The organism is Pseudomonas sp., from assembly GCF_050739935.1.
GTDB lineage: Bacteria > Pseudomonadota > Gammaproteobacteria > Pseudomonadales > Pseudomonadaceae > Aquipseudomonas.
On the sequence record NZ_JBOICF010000026.1, the window covers coordinates 1 to 14,904 of the forward strand.

The 14,904-nt window shown below is 59.7% G+C and carries 14 protein-coding genes; 5 read left to right on the forward strand and 9 right to left on the reverse strand.

Annotation, left to right across the window (positions count from 1 at the left end; all coding sequences use genetic code 11):
* Positions 1-78 precede the first annotated feature (78 nt).
* The 3 genes from ACRER8_RS04475 to ACRER8_RS04485 all read right to left on the reverse strand — a co-directional run bounded on the left by ACRER8_RS04475 (position 79) and on the right by ACRER8_RS04485 (position 3,266).
* A complete protein-coding gene (locus tag ACRER8_RS04475) occupies positions 79-1,692 on the reverse strand; it encodes an NAD(P)/FAD-dependent oxidoreductase (RefSeq protein ID WP_431745149.1) in 1,614 nt (537 codons plus the stop codon).
* A 231-nt stretch (positions 1,693-1,923) separates the two neighbouring features.
* Positions 1,924-2,604, reverse strand: a complete 681-nt coding sequence (locus tag ACRER8_RS04480) for a COG3650 family protein (protein ID WP_431745150.1) — start codon at positions 2,602-2,604, stop codon at positions 1,924-1,926.
* A 62-nt stretch (positions 2,605-2,666) separates the two neighbouring features.
* The gene (locus ACRER8_RS04485) at positions 2,667-3,266 is read right to left on the reverse strand and encodes a short chain dehydrogenase (RefSeq protein ID WP_431745151.1); all 600 of its coding nucleotides are present in this window, start codon (positions 3,264-3,266) and stop codon (positions 2,667-2,669) included.
* 106 nt (positions 3,267-3,372) lie between these two features.
* Between ACRER8_RS04485 and ACRER8_RS04490 the strand changes: the two genes are divergently transcribed.
* The gene (locus ACRER8_RS04490) at positions 3,373-4,281 is read left to right on the forward strand and encodes a LysR family transcriptional regulator (RefSeq protein WP_431745152.1); all 909 of its coding nucleotides are present in this window, start codon (positions 3,373-3,375) and stop codon (positions 4,279-4,281) included.
* A 283-nt stretch (positions 4,282-4,564) separates the two neighbouring features.
* Here the strand turns inward: ACRER8_RS04490 and ACRER8_RS04495 are convergent, their stop codons facing one another.
* From ACRER8_RS04495 to ACRER8_RS04515, 5 genes are all read right to left on the reverse strand, one after another.
* Positions 4,565-5,266, reverse strand: a complete 702-nt coding sequence (locus tag ACRER8_RS04495) for an ABC transporter ATP-binding protein (protein ID WP_431745153.1) — start codon at positions 5,264-5,266, stop codon at positions 4,565-4,567.
* Positions 5,267-6,034 carry a high-affinity branched-chain amino acid ABC transporter ATP-binding protein LivG gene (gene livG / locus ACRER8_RS04500; protein WP_431745154.1) on the reverse strand — a complete coding sequence of 256 codons (768 nt, stop codon included), beginning with the start codon at positions 6,032-6,034 and terminating at the stop codon, positions 5,267-5,269.
* On the reverse strand, positions 6,034-7,296 hold the full coding sequence (locus ACRER8_RS04505) for a high-affinity branched-chain amino acid ABC transporter permease LivM (RefSeq protein WP_431745155.1): 1,263 nt from the start codon (positions 7,294-7,296) through the stop codon (positions 6,034-6,036). The genes livG and ACRER8_RS04505 overlap by 1 nt, the downstream gene beginning before the upstream one ends.
* Positions 7,293-8,222, reverse strand: coding sequence for a high-affinity branched-chain amino acid ABC transporter permease LivH (gene livH / locus ACRER8_RS04510; RefSeq protein ID WP_431745156.1), 930 nt, complete (start codon positions 8,220-8,222; stop codon positions 7,293-7,295). The genes ACRER8_RS04505 and livH overlap by 4 nt, the downstream gene beginning before the upstream one ends.
* Before the next feature lie 214 nt (positions 8,223-8,436).
* Positions 8,437-9,564 carry a branched-chain amino acid ABC transporter substrate-binding protein gene (locus ACRER8_RS04515; RefSeq protein WP_110950031.1) on the reverse strand — a complete coding sequence of 376 codons (1,128 nt, stop codon included), beginning with the start codon at positions 9,562-9,564 and terminating at the stop codon, positions 8,437-8,439.
* Between the two features lie 330 nt (positions 9,565-9,894).
* On the opposite strand from ACRER8_RS04515, the gene ACRER8_RS04520 reads away from it, so the two are divergent.
* On the forward strand, positions 9,895-10,194 hold the full coding sequence (locus ACRER8_RS04520; protein ID WP_431745157.1) for a DUF2288 domain-containing protein: 300 nt from the start codon (positions 9,895-9,897) through the stop codon (positions 10,192-10,194).
* 295 nt (positions 10,195-10,489) lie between these two features.
* Here ACRER8_RS04520 and rapA read toward each other — a convergent pair whose 3' ends face one another.
* Complete coding sequence (rapA, locus tag ACRER8_RS04525) at positions 10,490-13,336, reverse strand: RNA polymerase-associated protein RapA (RefSeq protein ID WP_431745158.1); 2,847 nt, start codon at positions 13,334-13,336, stop codon at positions 10,490-10,492.
* Between the two features lie 217 nt (positions 13,337-13,553).
* Between rapA and ACRER8_RS04530 the strand changes: the two genes are divergently transcribed.
* The 3 genes from ACRER8_RS04530 to ccoM all read left to right on the forward strand — a co-directional run bounded on the left by ACRER8_RS04530 (position 13,554) and on the right by ccoM (position 14,432).
* Positions 13,554-13,949 (forward strand): aspartate-semialdehyde dehydrogenase, encoded by a 396-nt coding sequence (locus tag ACRER8_RS04530; protein WP_431745159.1) that lies wholly within the window; start codon positions 13,554-13,556, stop codon positions 13,947-13,949.
* Between the two features lie 66 nt (positions 13,950-14,015).
* On the forward strand, positions 14,016-14,177 hold the full coding sequence (locus ACRER8_RS04535; RefSeq protein ID WP_431745160.1) for a hypothetical protein: 162 nt from the start codon (positions 14,016-14,018) through the stop codon (positions 14,175-14,177).
* A gap of 138 nt (positions 14,178-14,315) precedes the next feature.
* Positions 14,316-14,432: a cytochrome c oxidase subunit CcoM gene (gene ccoM / locus ACRER8_RS04540; RefSeq protein WP_431745161.1), complete on the forward strand. Its 117-nt coding sequence runs from the start codon at positions 14,316-14,318 to the stop codon at positions 14,430-14,432.
* Positions 14,433-14,904: the final 472 nt, after the last annotated feature.

The following is a 14,904-nucleotide window of genomic DNA, read 5'->3' on the forward strand; positions in this document are numbered from 1 at the left end:
GGCGAAGGTGGTGTTCAGAGAAGAATTGTTCAGCTGACACACCATGTTCGCCAGCAAGCCGGCTCTATACGTTGAGCATTACTCAACGATCCCTAACATGCTCTTTGCCAACGCCTCGGCGATCCGAATCCCGTCGACACCCGCGGACATGATCCCGCCCGCGTACCCTGCGCCTTCGCCTGCCGGGAACAGGCCTTTGACGTTCAGGCTTTGCATGTCGGCGCCCCGGGTGATGCGCAGCGGTGAGGAGGTGCGGGTCTCGATGCCGGTGAGCACCGCATCGTGCTGCGAGAAGCCTCTGATCTGCTTGTCGAACGCTGGCAATGCCTCCCGGATCGCTTCAATGGCGAACGCGGGCAGGGCATCGGCGAGGTCGGTGAGTTTCACCCCAGGCTTGTAGGAAGGTTCTACTTCACCCAATTGTGTCGAGGCTTTGCCTGCGATGAAATCGCCCACCAACTGAGCAGGCGCCTCATAGTTTTCGCCGCCCATGATGTAGGCGTGGGATTCCAGTCGTTCCTGCAATTCGATACCGGCGAGCGGGCTGCCTGGATAGTCTTCATCCGGGGTAATGCCGACCACGATCCCCGAATTGGCGTTGCGCTCGTTACGCGAATACTGACTCATGCCATTGGTCACCACACGGTTCGGCTCGGAGGTGGCCGCAACCACTGTGCCGCCAGGGCACATGCAGAAGCTGTACACCGAGCGACCATTTTTGGCGTGGTGCACCAGTTTGTAGTCGGCGGCACCGAGTTTCGGATGACCTGCGTATTTGCCCAATCGCGCGCGGTCGATCAGCCCTTGAGGATGCTCGATGCGGAACCCCACCGAGAACGGCTTGGCTTCCATGTACACGCCACGTCCATGAAGCATGCGGAAGGTATCTCGGGCGCTATGGCCCAGGGCCAGGATCACGTGCCTGGAGTCGATCCGCTCGCCGCTGTCTAGGACGACGCCCTGCAGCTGACCGTCCTCAATCAATACATCGGTGACGCGCTGCTCAAAGCGCACTTCGCCGCCCAGCGCTTTGATCTGTTGACGCATGTTTTCGACCACGCCGGTCAGGCGGAACGTACCGATGTGCGGCTTGCTGACGTAAAGGATTTCTTCCGGCGCACCGGCCTTGACGAATTCATGCAGGACTTTGCGACCGTGAAACTTCGGGTCCTTGATCTGGCTGTATAGCTTGCCGTCGGAGAAAGTGCCTGCGCCACCTTCGCCGAATTGCACGTTGGATTCGGGGTTGAGCACACTCTTGCGCCACAGACCCCAGGTGTCCTTGGTGCGCTGGCGCACTTCCTTGCCGCGTTCGAGGATGATCGGCTTGAAGCCCATCTGGGCCAGCAGCAGACCGGCGAAGATGCCGCATGGGCCGAAACCTACCACCAGCGGGCGTTCGGTCAGATCGTCAGGCGCATGGCCGACTACTTTGTAGCTGACATCCGGCGCCGGCGTGAGGTGTTTATCGTGGCTAAGGCGCTTGAGCAGGGCGGCTTCGTCGCGCACCTGAAAGTCGATGGTGTAGATGAATTGCAGTTCGCTGGATTTCTTGCGCGCGTCGTAGCTGCGCTTGAACAGAGTGAAGTCCAGGAGCTCGGCACTGTCGATGCCCAAGCGTTGCACGAGCGCGGGGCGCAGCTCTTCGTCCGCGTGGTCCAGCGGCAGTTTGAGTTCGTTGATTCGTAACATTGAAAGGTCCGGTTTCGGGCCGCAGGATCGGCCCGGCAGCGCTACAAGAACCGGCGATTATAAGCCACATCGAGGGGCAAGCGGTGGCCAATGGCTGAAACGCAACACGGACCAACTGTAGGGGATGGCGTGTTGACGAATGCGGGGTATCAGCTGAGCAATTCTTATCTGCCACATCCGTTCGCCAGCGGGCCGGCTCCTACAAGGTGCTCATCGGCATCGTTCAGGCTTTCAATCGTTACGCATTGCCCCGAAATACGCACAGCCTCGCTGAACCTGACCGTTGACCCGCAGTTCGGCGGTCAGATGCTGCACCGAGCCGTTAGCCGGGTCGACACAACGCTGCGGCGCGACATACAGCTCCACATGCTGATCGTTGGCATCGGTGATCAGATTGAAGCGACCTTCGGGCATTTGCTCCTCCATGTATGGCACCGCGAACGGCTCCTGGCCTTCACGCTCCAGCACCAGGCCCTTGCCGCTGGCATTGAGGTTCCATTTCGGGCCGTTGCCGCTGGCGTGAATGGTCAGACGCTTGAAGTTGGGGTCTTCGCAGGCGCCGCCTGGACGCTCAACGCGATACAGCTGAAACACATCGGCCTGGCCATCGCTGCCCTGCGCCTTGCTCGCGACGAAATTGCCACGTACGTCGGCAAAGGCCTTGCCGCTGTTGTCCACTACCGATGCTGCTTCCTGCAGCACGCCGGTGTTGCCCTTGTCGGCCACGGCATAGCGGCGCTGCTCGTTGCAGGGCTGGAAGAACAGCTTGCCGCCGTCGCCGCTGAGGATGCCCTGCATGCGGATCATGCCCGCGGTAGGTACCTTGCTCTCGGCGGTTTGCGAGGGCAGCAACTGGCAGCCGGCGAAAACAGGCAACAGGGCGAACATAAGGACAGAACGAGCAGCGAACATGTGGCGGTCTCCAGACAAGTGCCGCCACGTTACTCAGGCTGCTCGCTCATCACAAGTGGCGATTAACCGACGTGATAGGTCTGCCCGGTCTGCAGGCCCTCGACACTTTTGGCGTAGGCCAGCGCGACATCGGCGCCGGAAACCGGCTTGAAACCGCGGAAGTATGGCGCGTAGCTGCCCATGGCCTCGACCAGCACATTGGGGCTTACCGAGTTGACGCGCATGCCCCGTGGCATCTCGATGGCCGCTGCACAGACGAATGCATCGATTGCCCCGTTGACCAGACTGGCTGATGCTCCGGTGCGGATCGGGTCGTGGCTGGTGATGCCGGTGGTAAAGGTGAACGAGGCGCCATCGTTGGCGAATTCGCGACCGATCAACAGCAGGTTGACCTGGCCCATCAGCTTGTCACGCAGGCCCAGCGCGAAAGCGTCTTCGGTCATCTCGGCCAGCGGCGCGAACGTGACATTACCGGCGGCGCAAATCAGCGCATCGAAAGGACCTGTCCGTTCGAACAGTTTGCGGATCGAGGCGCTGTCACTAATATCGACGTGCTCATCCCCGCTGTTGCGGCCGATGCGAACGATGTCATGGCGGGGCGCCAATTCCTTCTCGATCGCCGAGCCGATGGTGCCGCTGGCGCCAATCAATAGAATCTTCACGATGCAGTCCTTCGGGTTAATGAGATCAGGCGCCCAGTGTGAGCCGCGTTTTCCCACGGATAAATGCGCCAAATGGCAATCCCGGTTTGTCGATAAGGAAACAATCATGAGCGAAATGGATGATCTGGCAGCGTTTGCCATGCTGGTTGAAGCCAACAGCTTCACCCTGGCGGCGCAATGGCTGGACACCAGCACCAGCCAGCTGTCCAAGCGCATCAGCAAGCTGGAAAAGAGCTTTGGCGTCACGCTCTTGCACCGCACCACCCGCAGCCTGACCCTGACCTCGGCGGGGGCGATTCTGCTACCCGAGGCCCGGGCCCTGTTGGCGCAGCGCGATCGGGTCCGCGATGCGATGGCCTATCTCAGCGAAAGCCTGATGGGGACGGTGCGGCTGACGGTGCCGGTGTCGTTGGGCGAGACGTTTTTTGAAGGGCTGCTGACCGAGTTCGCTAAACAATATCCCGATGTGCAGGTGGAGCTGGATCTGAACAACCAGTTTCGCGACATGCGCCGTGATGGCTTCGATCTGGGCATTCGTTCCAGCGTCGGCGTCGATGAGCGGCTGGTAGCCAAACCGCTGCTGTCGTTGCAGGAGCTGACCTGCGCCAGTCCCGAATACCTTGCCCAGCACGGCAAGCCGCAGACGCCAGAAGCCCTGCGGGTGCATCGTTGCCTGTTGAACAGTCACTATGCTGGGCGCGAAACCTGGGTCTATCACCAGAATCATGAGTTGAGCCGGGTCAATGTGCGAGGCACCTTTGCCAGCAATCACTATGGCCTGTTGAAGAAGGCTGCCCTGGTGGGGGCCGGGATCGCGCGGTTGCCTTCGTACATGGTGCACAACGAACTCAATGATGGGCGACTGCAGTGGTTGCTGCGTGATTACCAGACGCCGGTTTCGTCGCTGTTTCTGGTGCATCCGTTCGAAGGGCATCTGCCGAGACGGATTCAGGTGATGGCCGATTACCTGACCGAGTGGTTCGAGCGCAGTACGGCGGCGTTGGACAAGCTTTGACGCGAGTGATGAGGGGGGCTTGGTGTGTCAGATAGAGGATGCGTGGCAGACTCACCGCTTTTGCGGCCGTCGAGACGTCCGGCGTCTTTCACAAAGCTTGGTGAAAGTCGGGATTTGTGGTCACGCAGCCTGTAGGAGCCCCGGCTTGCTGGCGAACGCGGTGTGTCAGATACAGATTTTTCAGCTGATACACCGCGTTCGCCAGCAAGCCGGCTCCTACGGAGTTAAACCGTGGAGATCCCGCAGCAGCCAGCAAGCCAGCCGCCGCGAGTTGATGGACTGATCAACCCCCCAGATACGCATCCCGCACTTTCGGATCGACGAGCAGTTCTTCACCCGAACCTTGCATCACCACTCGGCCGTTCTCCAGAACGTAGGCGCGGTCGGCGATTTTCAGGGCCTGGTTGGCGTTCTGCTCGACCAGGAACACCGTTACGCCGTCACGACGCAGCTGTTCGACGATCTCGAAAATCTGCTGAATGATGATCGGTGCCAGGCCCAGGGAAGGTTCGTCGAGCAGCAGCAGCTTGGGCTTGCTCATCAGCGCGCGGCCGATGGCGAGCATTTGCTGTTCACCGCCGGACATCGTGCCGCCGCGCTGGTTGAAGCGTTCCTTCAAGCGCGGGAACAGTTGCAGAACCTTGTCCATCTGCTCCTGATAATCGCCCTTATCGGTGAAGAAGCCGCCCATGGCCAGGTTCTCTTCCACGGTCAGGCGGGCAAACACGCGACGGCCTTCCGGCACCACCGCGATGCTCTTGCGCATGATTACCGAAGACTCCAGGCCCACCAGTTCCTCGCCCATGTAGCGAATGCTGCCGCTGTGGGCGCGCGGCGAACCGCACAGGGTCATCAGCAGGGTGGATTTGCCCGCACCGTTGGCGCCGATCAGCGTAACGATTTCGCCCTGTTGCACATCGATGCTGACGCCGTGCAGCGCCTGAATCTTGCCGTAGAAAGTGGAAACGTTGTCGAACTGCAGCATTTACGCTTCCCCCAGGTAGGCTTTGATCACTTCAGGATTGTCGCGGATCTGCTCGGGCGTGCCGTCAGCCAGAGGCGTGCCCTGGTTGATCACCACGATGTGGTCGGAAATGCTCATGACCAGCTTCATGTCGTGCTCGATCAGCAACACCGTGGCGTTGTGTTCGTTGCGCAGCACGCCGATCAGCGCCTTCAGGTCTTCGGTTTCTCTAGGGTTCAAACCAGCTGCAGGCTCGTCGAGCATGAGGATGCGCGGGCGCGTCATCATGCAACGGGCGATTTCCAGACGGCGTTGCTGACCATAGGCCAGGGTGCCGGCAGGGCGGTTGGCGAAGGCTTTCAGGTCGACCGCTTCGAGCCAGTGCTCGGCGTATTCCATGGCCTCGCGCTCGCTTTTGCGGTACGACGGGGTCTTGAACAGGCCGGACAGGAAGTTGGTATTGAGGTGACGATGCTGCGCCACCAACAGATTCTCGACCGCGGTCATTTCCTTGAACAGACGCACGTTCTGGAAGGTCCGCACCACGCCCTTGCGCGCGATCTCGTGACCAGCCAGACCCTGGATCGGCTCGCCGTCGAGCAGGATGGTGCCCGCCGTGGGCTTGTAGAAACCGGTCAGGCAGTTGAAGACGGTGGTCTTGCCGGCTCCGTTGGGGCCGATCATCGACACGACCTGCTTCTCGTTGACGGTCAGACCCACGCCATTGACCGCCAACAGGCCGCCAAAGCGCATGCTCAAGCCCGAGGCTTGCAGAAGTGGACGGCTCATCAGCGCTCCCCCTTGAGTTTCATGACGGGACGCTGCATTGGCAGGAAGCCCTGAGGACGCCAGATCATCATCAGCACCATCAAGGCGCCGAAGCCCAGCATGCGGTATTCGCTGAATTCACGAAGCAGTTCCGGCAGCAGGATCATTACGATGGCTGCGAGAATCACGCCCAGCTGAGAACCCATGCCGCCGAGTACCACGATGGCGAGGATGATCGCCGATTCGAGGAAGGTGAACGATTCCGGGGTAATCAAACCTTGGCGCGCGGCGAAGAAACTACCGGCGAAACCGGCGAACGCAGCGCCCAGGGTGAACGCCGAGAGCTTGATGATCGTCGGGTTCAGACCCAGTGCGCGGCAGGCGATTTCGTCTTCACGCAGGGCTTCCCACGCGCGGCCGATCGGCATGCGCAGCAGGCGGTTGATCACGAACAGCGCGGCCAGTGCCATCAGCAGGGCGATCAAGTAAAGAAAGATCACCTTGTTGATGGAGTTATATTCCAGACCGAAATACTCGTGGAAGGTCTGCATTCCCTCTGCGGCCCTGCGTTCGAAGCTCAGGCCGAACAGCGTCGGTTTTTCGATATTGCTGATGCCGTTCGGACCGCCGGTGATGTCGGTCAGGTTACGCAGGAACAGACGAATGATTTCGCCGAAGCCCAGCGTCACGATGGCCAGATAGTCACCTCGCAGACGCAAGACCGGGAAGCCCAGCAGGAAACCGAAGGTGGCCGATGCGAGGCCCGCCAGTGGCAGGCAGATCCAGAAGCCGAAACCGAAGTAGTGCTGCAGCAGGGCGTAGGTGTAGGCACCAACGGCGTAGAAGCCGACGTAACCCAGGTCCAGCAGACCCGCCAGGCCGACCACGATGTTCAGGCCCAGGCCCAGCATTACGTAGATCAGGATCAGGGTCGCGATGTCCACCGCGCCGCGGGAACCGAAGAATGGCCATACCAGCGCCGCGATGACCAGCGCACCAAGGAACCAACGCTGGGTCGATGGCAGGGTCAGGAAGTTGCTGGTCTTGTCCGACACCAGTCGTTTCTGTGGGCGCGAACGCCACATGACGCTGATCTGCTCGTTGAACAGCACGCGCAGGAACATCAGCAAGGCAGCGGCGAGAATCACCAGTACGGTGGTGGTGCTGGCACCGACAACTGCCAGATTGACGCCGACGATATCCAGTTTCAGTCCGAGGATCGGGTAAGCGACGGCCAGTACCAGCACTGCGCTGAAGAGGGCCGATTTGAGATTCCTGGTCATACTTTTTCAACCTCCGGACGGCCGAGCAGGCCGGTTGGCCGGAACAACAACACCAATACGAGAAGACCGAACGCCACCACATCCTTGTACTGATCGCCGAAGATATCGGCGCCGAACGCTTCAGCCACACCCAGCACCAGACCGCCGAGCATCGCGCCCGGGATACTGCCGATACCGCCCAGAACCGCTGCGGTGAAGGCCTTGATGCCGACCAGGAAACCGGCGTTGGGGTTGATCACGCCATACTGCATGCTCAGCAGTACCGCGGCGACCGCCGCCAGCGCGGCACCGATGACGAATGTCAGGGCGATAATGTTGTTGGTGTTGATGCCCAGCAGGTTGGCCATCTTGATGTCTTCGGCGCAGGCGCGGCAGGCGCGACCCAGGCGGGAGCGGGAGATGAACCAGGTCAGACCGAGCATCGCGACCACAGTCACGATGAAGATCAGGATCTGCATATACGAGATCACCACTTCATGGGTGCTGCCGGGACCGAACACGAAGTTGCCGGGGATCAGATTGGGGATCGATTTGTCCTTGGAGTCCTGCGACAACAGCACGGTGTTTTGCAGGAATATCGACATACCGATCGCGGAAATCAGAGGGATCAGACGGTTGCTGCCGCGCAACGGACGGTAGGCGACCCGTTCGATGGCATAACCGTAGGCGCTGGTCACCACGATACTGGCGATGAACGCTGCGGTAATCAGCAGGGGCAGGTTGTCCAGACCCAGCATGGTCAGCCCGGCCAGGGCGATGAACGCCACGTACGAACCGATCATGTACACCTCGCCATGAGCGAAGTTGATCATGCCGATGATGCCGTAGACCATCGTATAGCCGATGGCGATCAGGGCATAAGTGCTGCCAATGGTCATGCCATTAACCAGCTGTTGGAAAAAATGATAGATGTCTATCTCGGGCATTGCCGCGCTCCTAAAAACCTTCTCGGTGTTTCACTGGTGAAGTCTTTTCCCGCTCGCGCGTCGTGATCTACGTCCGCGTTCGGCACGAGCCCAGCGATTCACTGGTGCGGTTTCAAGATGTTCAGGGATCGGGATTCTTGTGAAATCCATCAGCCCAGCTAAAACAAAGCCCACTGCGGTTGCAGTGGGCTCCGGGTAAGCATGAAGGCCGTGATTACTTCACAGGGGCTTCAGTCTTGCTGCCATCTTTGTGCCAGGTGTAAACGACGAATTTGAAGTCTTTCAGGTCACCCTTGGCGTCGAAAGACAGATCGCCGGTAGGGGTCTTGAAAGTACCGGCATGGATGGCGGCTGCCACTTTGGCGGTGTCTTCGGACTTGGCAGTGGTGATGGCGTCAGCGATCACTTCAACGGCAGCGTAGGCCGGGAACACGAAAGGACCGCTCGGGTCTTCTTTCTTCGCCTGGAACGCGGCAACCAGTTCCTTGTTCGCTGGATCCTGATCAAAGGATTTCGGCAGGGTCACCAGCAGGCCTTCGGAAGCGTCCTGGGCGATCTGCGAGATGGACGCGTTACCCACGCCTTCCGGGCCCATGAAACCGGCTTTAAGGCCTTTTTCCTGTGCCTGGCGCAGGATCAGGCCCAGTTCAGGGTGGTAGCCGCCGTAGTAGACGAAGTCGACGTTGGCTTGCTTGAGCTTGGCGATCAGCGAGGAGAAGTCCTTGTCGCCGGCGTTGATGCCTTCGAACAGGGCGACTTTCACGCCATCTTTTTCCAGGGTCTGCTTGACGGCAGTGGCGATGCCTTCACCGTACTGCTGCTTGTCGTGGATGACCGCAACGATCTTAGGCTTGACCTGCTTGGCGATGTATTCGCCAGCGGCCGGGCCCTGGGCACTGTCCAGACCGATGGTGCGGAAAACCAGCTTGTAGCCACGGGCAGTGATTTCCGGGCTGGTCGCAGCCGGGGTCACCATGATGATGCCTTCGTCTTCGTAGATGTCGGACGCAGGCTGAGTGGAGCTGGAGCACAGGTGGCCGACCACGAATTTCACGCCGTCGTTGACCACTTTGTTGGCGATTGCGACCGCTTGTTTAGGGTCACAAGCGTCGTCGTATTCGACGGCTTCGAGTTTCTTGCCATCCACGCCGCCTTTGGCGTTGATTTGCTCGATGGCCATTTTGGCACCGCTGAACTGCATGTCGCCGTACTGGGCAACAGCACCGGTTTTAGGGCCGGCGATGCCGATCTTGATGGTGTCAGCTGCGAACGAATGGCTGGCAACCCCCGCCAGAACCAGTGCGGCAAACAGCTTGGAAATCTGGTTAATACCCTTAGTCATGATGCTCCACTCTTGCGTTTGTAGTTTTTATAATCCTGACGGCCAGAAGCTGCAGGACCGGATTGATTTATCCAGGCCATACCCCCAGCAACTGTACCGGAACAGTTTAGAGCGCCGGTCGAGCGCTTGAAAAGCTGGCTGCAGGGGGCAAAACCCATTCATGTCGCTTTATCGAAAGAAAGATACACAATCAAGCCGATCGAATCCCCAATCGGGCTATTCAATCTATCGGCCTGAGCGAAGTTCTCTGCAATCAATCACTTGAATCCGGGTTTGAGCGTTAGAAACGCGGCGTTATCATTGCGCCGATTTTCTCAAACGGTGAAACCCATGAAGCAAGAACCTAGCACCCTCTATGCCAAGCTGCTTGGCGAGACAGCGTCGATCACGTGGAAAGAATTGCAACCATTCTTTGCCAAGGGTGCCCTGTTGTGGGTCGAGCCTTCGCAGGATTTAATCGCCGTGGCAGAGGCTTTTGCTGAAAACGCTGAGGCGAAGGTGGCTCAGTGGCTGCAGAGCGCGGAGGTCAGCAAGGTCTCTGAATCAAAGGCTCTGGACCTGCTGGAGAGGGATCCATCGTTGTGGGCGGTCGTTGTGGCGCCGTGGGTATTGATCCAGGAAAGGGCATAACGCGTCTCTGTGATCAATTTTGGTGCGCGCAATGATGGCAAAGTGGGTAGGTCGGTAACCGCGATTGGCTGGCCGGTAGCGAAAGATCACATGAGTCTGGTCGGTGGAGCACCAGCTTCCCTGAGCGCCGGGAGGGCATGTTCACTGATCGCGATATGAGTCATCGCAGACACCGGGCATAGGAATGACCATTAGCAGCCCGGCCTGCCGACGGTGGCGATTTCGAATTCGCCGGCCGGCAAGCCGCGCTGCTCTATAGGGGTCAGGTTCGCCGCAGCGTTCCTGCGAGGCGGTCTCAGCCTGCGACAAGCACCCGAATCGCCTCCAGACGCAACGCTGCTTTGTCCAGCATCGCCAGCCCTTGCTCGCGAAGTTCGCGCAGCGCAGTGAGCTCGCTGTCGCGTACGGTCGGGTTCACCGCTTGCAGCGCAGTCAGACGTGCCAGTTCTTCGTCGGTGTCTGCTGCCAGACGACGTTGCGCTTCGGCTACACGCTCGGCATGTTTCGGCGCGATCTTGCTTTCCGCAGCGTTGATCTGCGGATTCAATACATCGCGCTGGGCCTGAATGAACTTGTTGGCACTGGCGCGTGGCACGCTCTCCAGCTGATCGTTCAGGGTGGTGAACGACACGCGGCCCGACAGATCATTGCCGTTGCCATCCAGCAGGCAGCGCAGGGCGGCGGGTGGCAGATAGCGACCCAGTTGCAGCGAACGCGGAGCGACCACCTCGCTGACATACAGCAGTTCAAGCAGCACGGTGCCCGGTTTCAACGCTTTGTTCTTGATCAGCGCCACGGCGGTGTTGCCCATGGAGCCGGACAGCACCAGATCCATGCCGCCTTGCACCATCGGGTGTTCCCAGGTGATGAACTGCATGTCCTCGCGCGACAGTGCCTGGTTGCGGTCGTACGTGATGGTCACGCCTTCGTCGTCGCCCAGCGGGAAGCTGGCGTCGAGCATCTTCTCGCTCGGCTTGAGGATCAGGGCGTTTTCCGAATGGTCTTCGCTGTCGATACCGAACGCGTCGAACAGGGTTTCCATGTAGATCGGCAGGGTGAACTGGTCGTCCTGCTCAAGGATCGCCTCCACCAGCGCGTCCCCTTCCCCAGCGCCGCCAGAGTTGAGTTCCAGCAGACGGTCGCGACCGGTGTGCAGTTCGGTTTCCAGACGCTCACGCTCGGCACGCGCTTCGTTGACCAGTGCATTCCAGTCGTCATCGTCGCCACCCTCAAGCAGCGGCAAGAGGCGCGGGCCAAATTGATGCTGCAGGGCGTTGCCGGTCGGGCAGGTATTGAGGAAGGCATTGAGCGCTTCGTGATACCACTGGAACAGGCGCTCTTGCGGGCTGGTTTCCAGATACGGCACGTGCAATTCGATGATGTGCTTCTGGCCGATACGGTCCAGACGACCGATACGCTGTTCCAGCAGGTCTGGGTGCGCAGGCAGGTCAAACAGCACCAGATGATGGGAGAACTGGAAGTTGCGACCCTCACTGCCGATTTCCGAGCAGATCAGCACCTGCGCGCCGAACTCTTCGTCGGCGAAGTACGCCGCCGCGCGGTCGCGCTCCAGAATGTTCATGCCTTCATGGAACACGGTCGCCGGAATCCCGGAACGCACGCGCAGGGCGTCTTCAAGGTCCATCGCGGTTTCGGCGTGGGCGCAGATCACCAGCACTTTGACGCGCTTGAGCATCTTAAGCGTATCGATCAGCCAGTCGACGCGCGGGTCGAAGCGCCACCAGCGTTCTTCTTCGCTGGTATCGCCCTGTGCCTGGAAGCTGACTTCCGGATACAGATCAGCGTGATCGCCGATCGGCAATTCCAGATATTCGGCAGGGCAAGGCAGCGGATACGGATGCAGCTTACGCTCCGGGAAGCCTTGCACGGCGGCGCGGGTGTTGCGGAACAGAACGCGGCCGGTGCCATGACGATCGAGCAGTTCACGGATCAGGCGCGCGCTGGCTTCGGTGTCGCCATCGGCCACGGCGCCCAGCAGGGCTTCACCTTCGGCCCCGAGGAAGCCTTGAATGGTCTTGTGTGCCTGCGGCGACAGACGGCCTTGATCGAGCAGCTCCTGGACAGCTTCGGCCACCGGGCGATAGTTCTCGCTTTCGGCGCGGAAGGCATGCAAGTCGTGGAAGCGGTTCGGGTCGAGCAGCCGCAGACGAGCGAAATGGCTGTCCTGACCCAATTGTTCCGGGGTCGCCGTGAGCAACAGCACGCCTGGGATCACTTCGGCCAGTTGTTCGACCAGCGAATATTCGGAGCTGGCCTTGTCTTCGTGCCAGACCAGATGGTGAGCTTCGTCGACCACCAGCAGGTCCCAGCCCGCCGCGAACAGTGCGTCCTGGGCCTTTTCGTCATCAACCAGCCACTCCAGCGAAACCAGCGCCAGTTGGGTGTCTTCGAACGGGTTGCTGGCATCGCTTTCGATGAAACGCTCGGCGTCGAACAGCGCGACCTGCAGGTTGAAACGGCGGCGCATTTCAACCAGCCACTGGTGCTGCAGGTTTTCCGGGACCAGGATCAGCACGCGGCTGGCGCGACCTGACAACAGCTGGCGATGGATCACCAGACCGGCTTCGATGGTCTTGCCCAGACCCACTTCGTCGGCCAGCAATACGCGCGGGGCGATGCGGTCGGCGACTTCGCGCGCAATGTGCAACTGGTGAGCGATAGGTTGGGCACGAACCCCGCCCAGGCCCCAAAGCGAGGATTGCAACTGACGGCTTGTGTGCTCGAGCGTGTGATAACGAAGAGAGAACCAGGCCAGCGGATCGATCTGCCCAGCGAACAGGCGGTCGCTTGCCAGACGGAACTGAATGAAGTTCGAGAGCTGGGTTTCCGGCAGGGTGACCTGTTGGTTCTGCGCGTTGAGGCCGTGATAGACCAGCAGGCCATCGACGTCCTCGACTTCGCGAACGGTCATCTTCCAGTTCTCGAAATGAGTGATCGTGTCACCCGGCGAGAAGCGCACACGCGTGAGCGGGGCATTGCGCAATGCATACTGGCGGGTATCGCCAGTGGCCGGATAGAGCACGGTCAACAAGCGGCCGTCCTGTGCCAGAACGGTGCCTAAACCCAGCTCGGCTTCGCTGTCGCTAATCCAGCGTTGCCCCGGTTGATACTGCTGCGCCATGCTGCCTGACTCCCGCCTTGAAAAAGCCGACTATGGTAACGGAACAAGCCGCCAGGCCAAAGCTCTTGTGAACGCTCTGTTGTAAAAACGGCCGGATTTACGAGGCCTTTGGCCTGGCGCTGGCACTAGTTGCGAAAAACATAGTCGAAACTTCCTCTTCACACGGCTCAAGTCGACGAAACGGCAGCCGACAGCCTGTTAACAGGAGACCATTATCATGCTGCCACCGCTGATCCCTTTGAGTGCAGCCCCCATCACTGCGCAGCAGGACCCGGTCAAACCCACTCCCGACATTCCACCGGTCAAGCCCGTGCAGCCGAGCTCCAGCGAGACCACGATCAATATGGGCGCGCGCGACCCCGAACAGGCCCAGTTGCTGCTGCGCGAAGAACAGCGGCGACAGCAAAGACGCCGTCGTGATCGCCGCGCCGCCGATCGCCACCCCGATCTGAATGAGGGGAATGAGGCAGATGCTCGGCAAACCTCGCAACAGCATGCGCACACCGGCCCCGCAATAGCCGGTGATTACCTCAATGCCGACAACACCGTTCCGGTGGTGCCGATCATCGATGACGAGCCGCGTCAGGGGTTGTGGGTGGATTTGAAGGTCTGAGGTGCTGGTCAGCGCCCGTGTGATTGCGCATTATTGTCGCCATTGGGCATTCGAGAGCAGCACGCCATGAGCAACGACGAAAAACTGGTAGACCTGAGCGTCGAGCGCGCCAAGCGTGTTCATGATCTCAATGACAAGCGGCTCAACGAGGTGCGTCAGGCCTTCGAGCAGGCGATGCCGTTGGGCAAGACCAAAAAGAAAAACAAGAACAAGCCAAAGAAGCGCTAGATCTCCCTTCTGCTATTCCCCGACTTGGTCAATCCGCTGCGTGTTCTTAGCGTGCGGAATTGACTTGGGTCAACACTCCCCAGTCCCTCTCTGGTTAATCTGCACCCATTGAACAGGGTCATAGCAGGAGGGGCGCTGATGGGTCTCGATCATGCGGTGATAGCTGGTGTCATGACGGTCATGCTGATTCTGAGTGCTTTCGCAGGGCTGGCATTGTTCATCTGGAGAGATTCGCACAAGCGCGGTAAGGATTGAGTCTCCAATAAAAGAGCACGCAAGGCATTTTGGGCGACTTCGGTTGCCCATTTTTTTGGGCTAGGGTTTTTGGGGGTGAGGTGGAAATTGGGGGCATATCCGTTATGGATGGTGCTGCCTTGTTGTTCTGCGTAACGGCAGAAGCGTTTCGACTTCGTCGAGTTACTTTTGAAAAACGACAAAAATAACCAAAATCGTTTGCTCCTGGTTGGGCCCGACTTCGTCGGGTTCCCTCACTCTGGCGACGCTCCGTGGGCCCGCCGCGATCCGCCATCCATGCCGCTCGGCCCGCGGAGCGCCACCCGCGTTTGGCCTGTACCCAAGTCGCGATTTGTATCGTCTGAACTATCGCGTATGAAAGCAACGCGGGCTGATGCTAACGCTCTACGCATTTCCGGTGCCGAATACAATCGTTCAGTACACCCCGATTTATTGTAGGAGCCGGCTTGCTGGCGAACGCGGAGTGTCAGAC

Bases quoted from the DNA above. Each gene is read 5' to 3' on its own strand.
- rapA (WP_431745158.1), bottom strand. From the start codon at position 13,336: ATGGCGCAGCAGTATCAACCGGGGCAACGCTGGATTAGCGACAGCGAA.
- ACRER8_RS04480 (WP_431745150.1), bottom strand. From the start codon at position 2,604: ATGTTCGCTGCTCGTTCTGTCCTTATGTTCGCCCTGTTGCCTGTTTTC.
- livH (WP_431745156.1), bottom strand. From the start codon at position 8,222: ATGCCCGAGATAGACATCTATCATTTTTTCCAACAGCTGGTTAATGGC.
- livG (WP_431745154.1), bottom strand. From the start codon at position 6,034: ATGAGCCGTCCACTTCTGCAAGCCTCGGGCTTGAGCATGCGCTTTGGC.
- ACRER8_RS04515 (WP_110950031.1), bottom strand. From the start codon at position 9,564: ATGACTAAGGGTATTAACCAGATTTCCAAGCTGTTTGCCGCACTGGTT.
- ccoM (WP_431745161.1), top strand. From the start codon at position 14,316: ATGGGTCTCGATCATGCGGTGATAGCTGGTGTCATGACGGTCATGCTG.
- ACRER8_RS04495 (WP_431745153.1), bottom strand. From the start codon at position 5,266: ATGCTGCAGTTCGACAACGTTTCCACTTTCTACGGCAAGATTCAGGCG.
- ACRER8_RS04530 (WP_431745159.1), top strand. From the start codon at position 13,554: ATGCTGCCACCGCTGATCCCTTTGAGTGCAGCCCCCATCACTGCGCAG.
- ACRER8_RS04505 (WP_431745155.1), bottom strand. From the start codon at position 7,296: ATGACCAGGAATCTCAAATCGGCCCTCTTCAGCGCAGTGCTGGTACTG.
- ACRER8_RS04535 (WP_431745160.1), top strand. From the start codon at position 14,016: ATGAGCAACGACGAAAAACTGGTAGACCTGAGCGTCGAGCGCGCCAAG.
- ACRER8_RS04520 (WP_431745157.1), top strand. From the start codon at position 9,895: ATGAAGCAAGAACCTAGCACCCTCTATGCCAAGCTGCTTGGCGAGACA.
- ACRER8_RS04475 (WP_431745149.1), bottom strand. From the start codon at position 1,692: ATGTTACGAATCAACGAACTCAAACTGCCGCTGGACCACGCGGACGAA.
- ACRER8_RS04490 (WP_431745152.1), top strand. From the start codon at position 3,373: ATGAGCGAAATGGATGATCTGGCAGCGTTTGCCATGCTGGTTGAAGCC.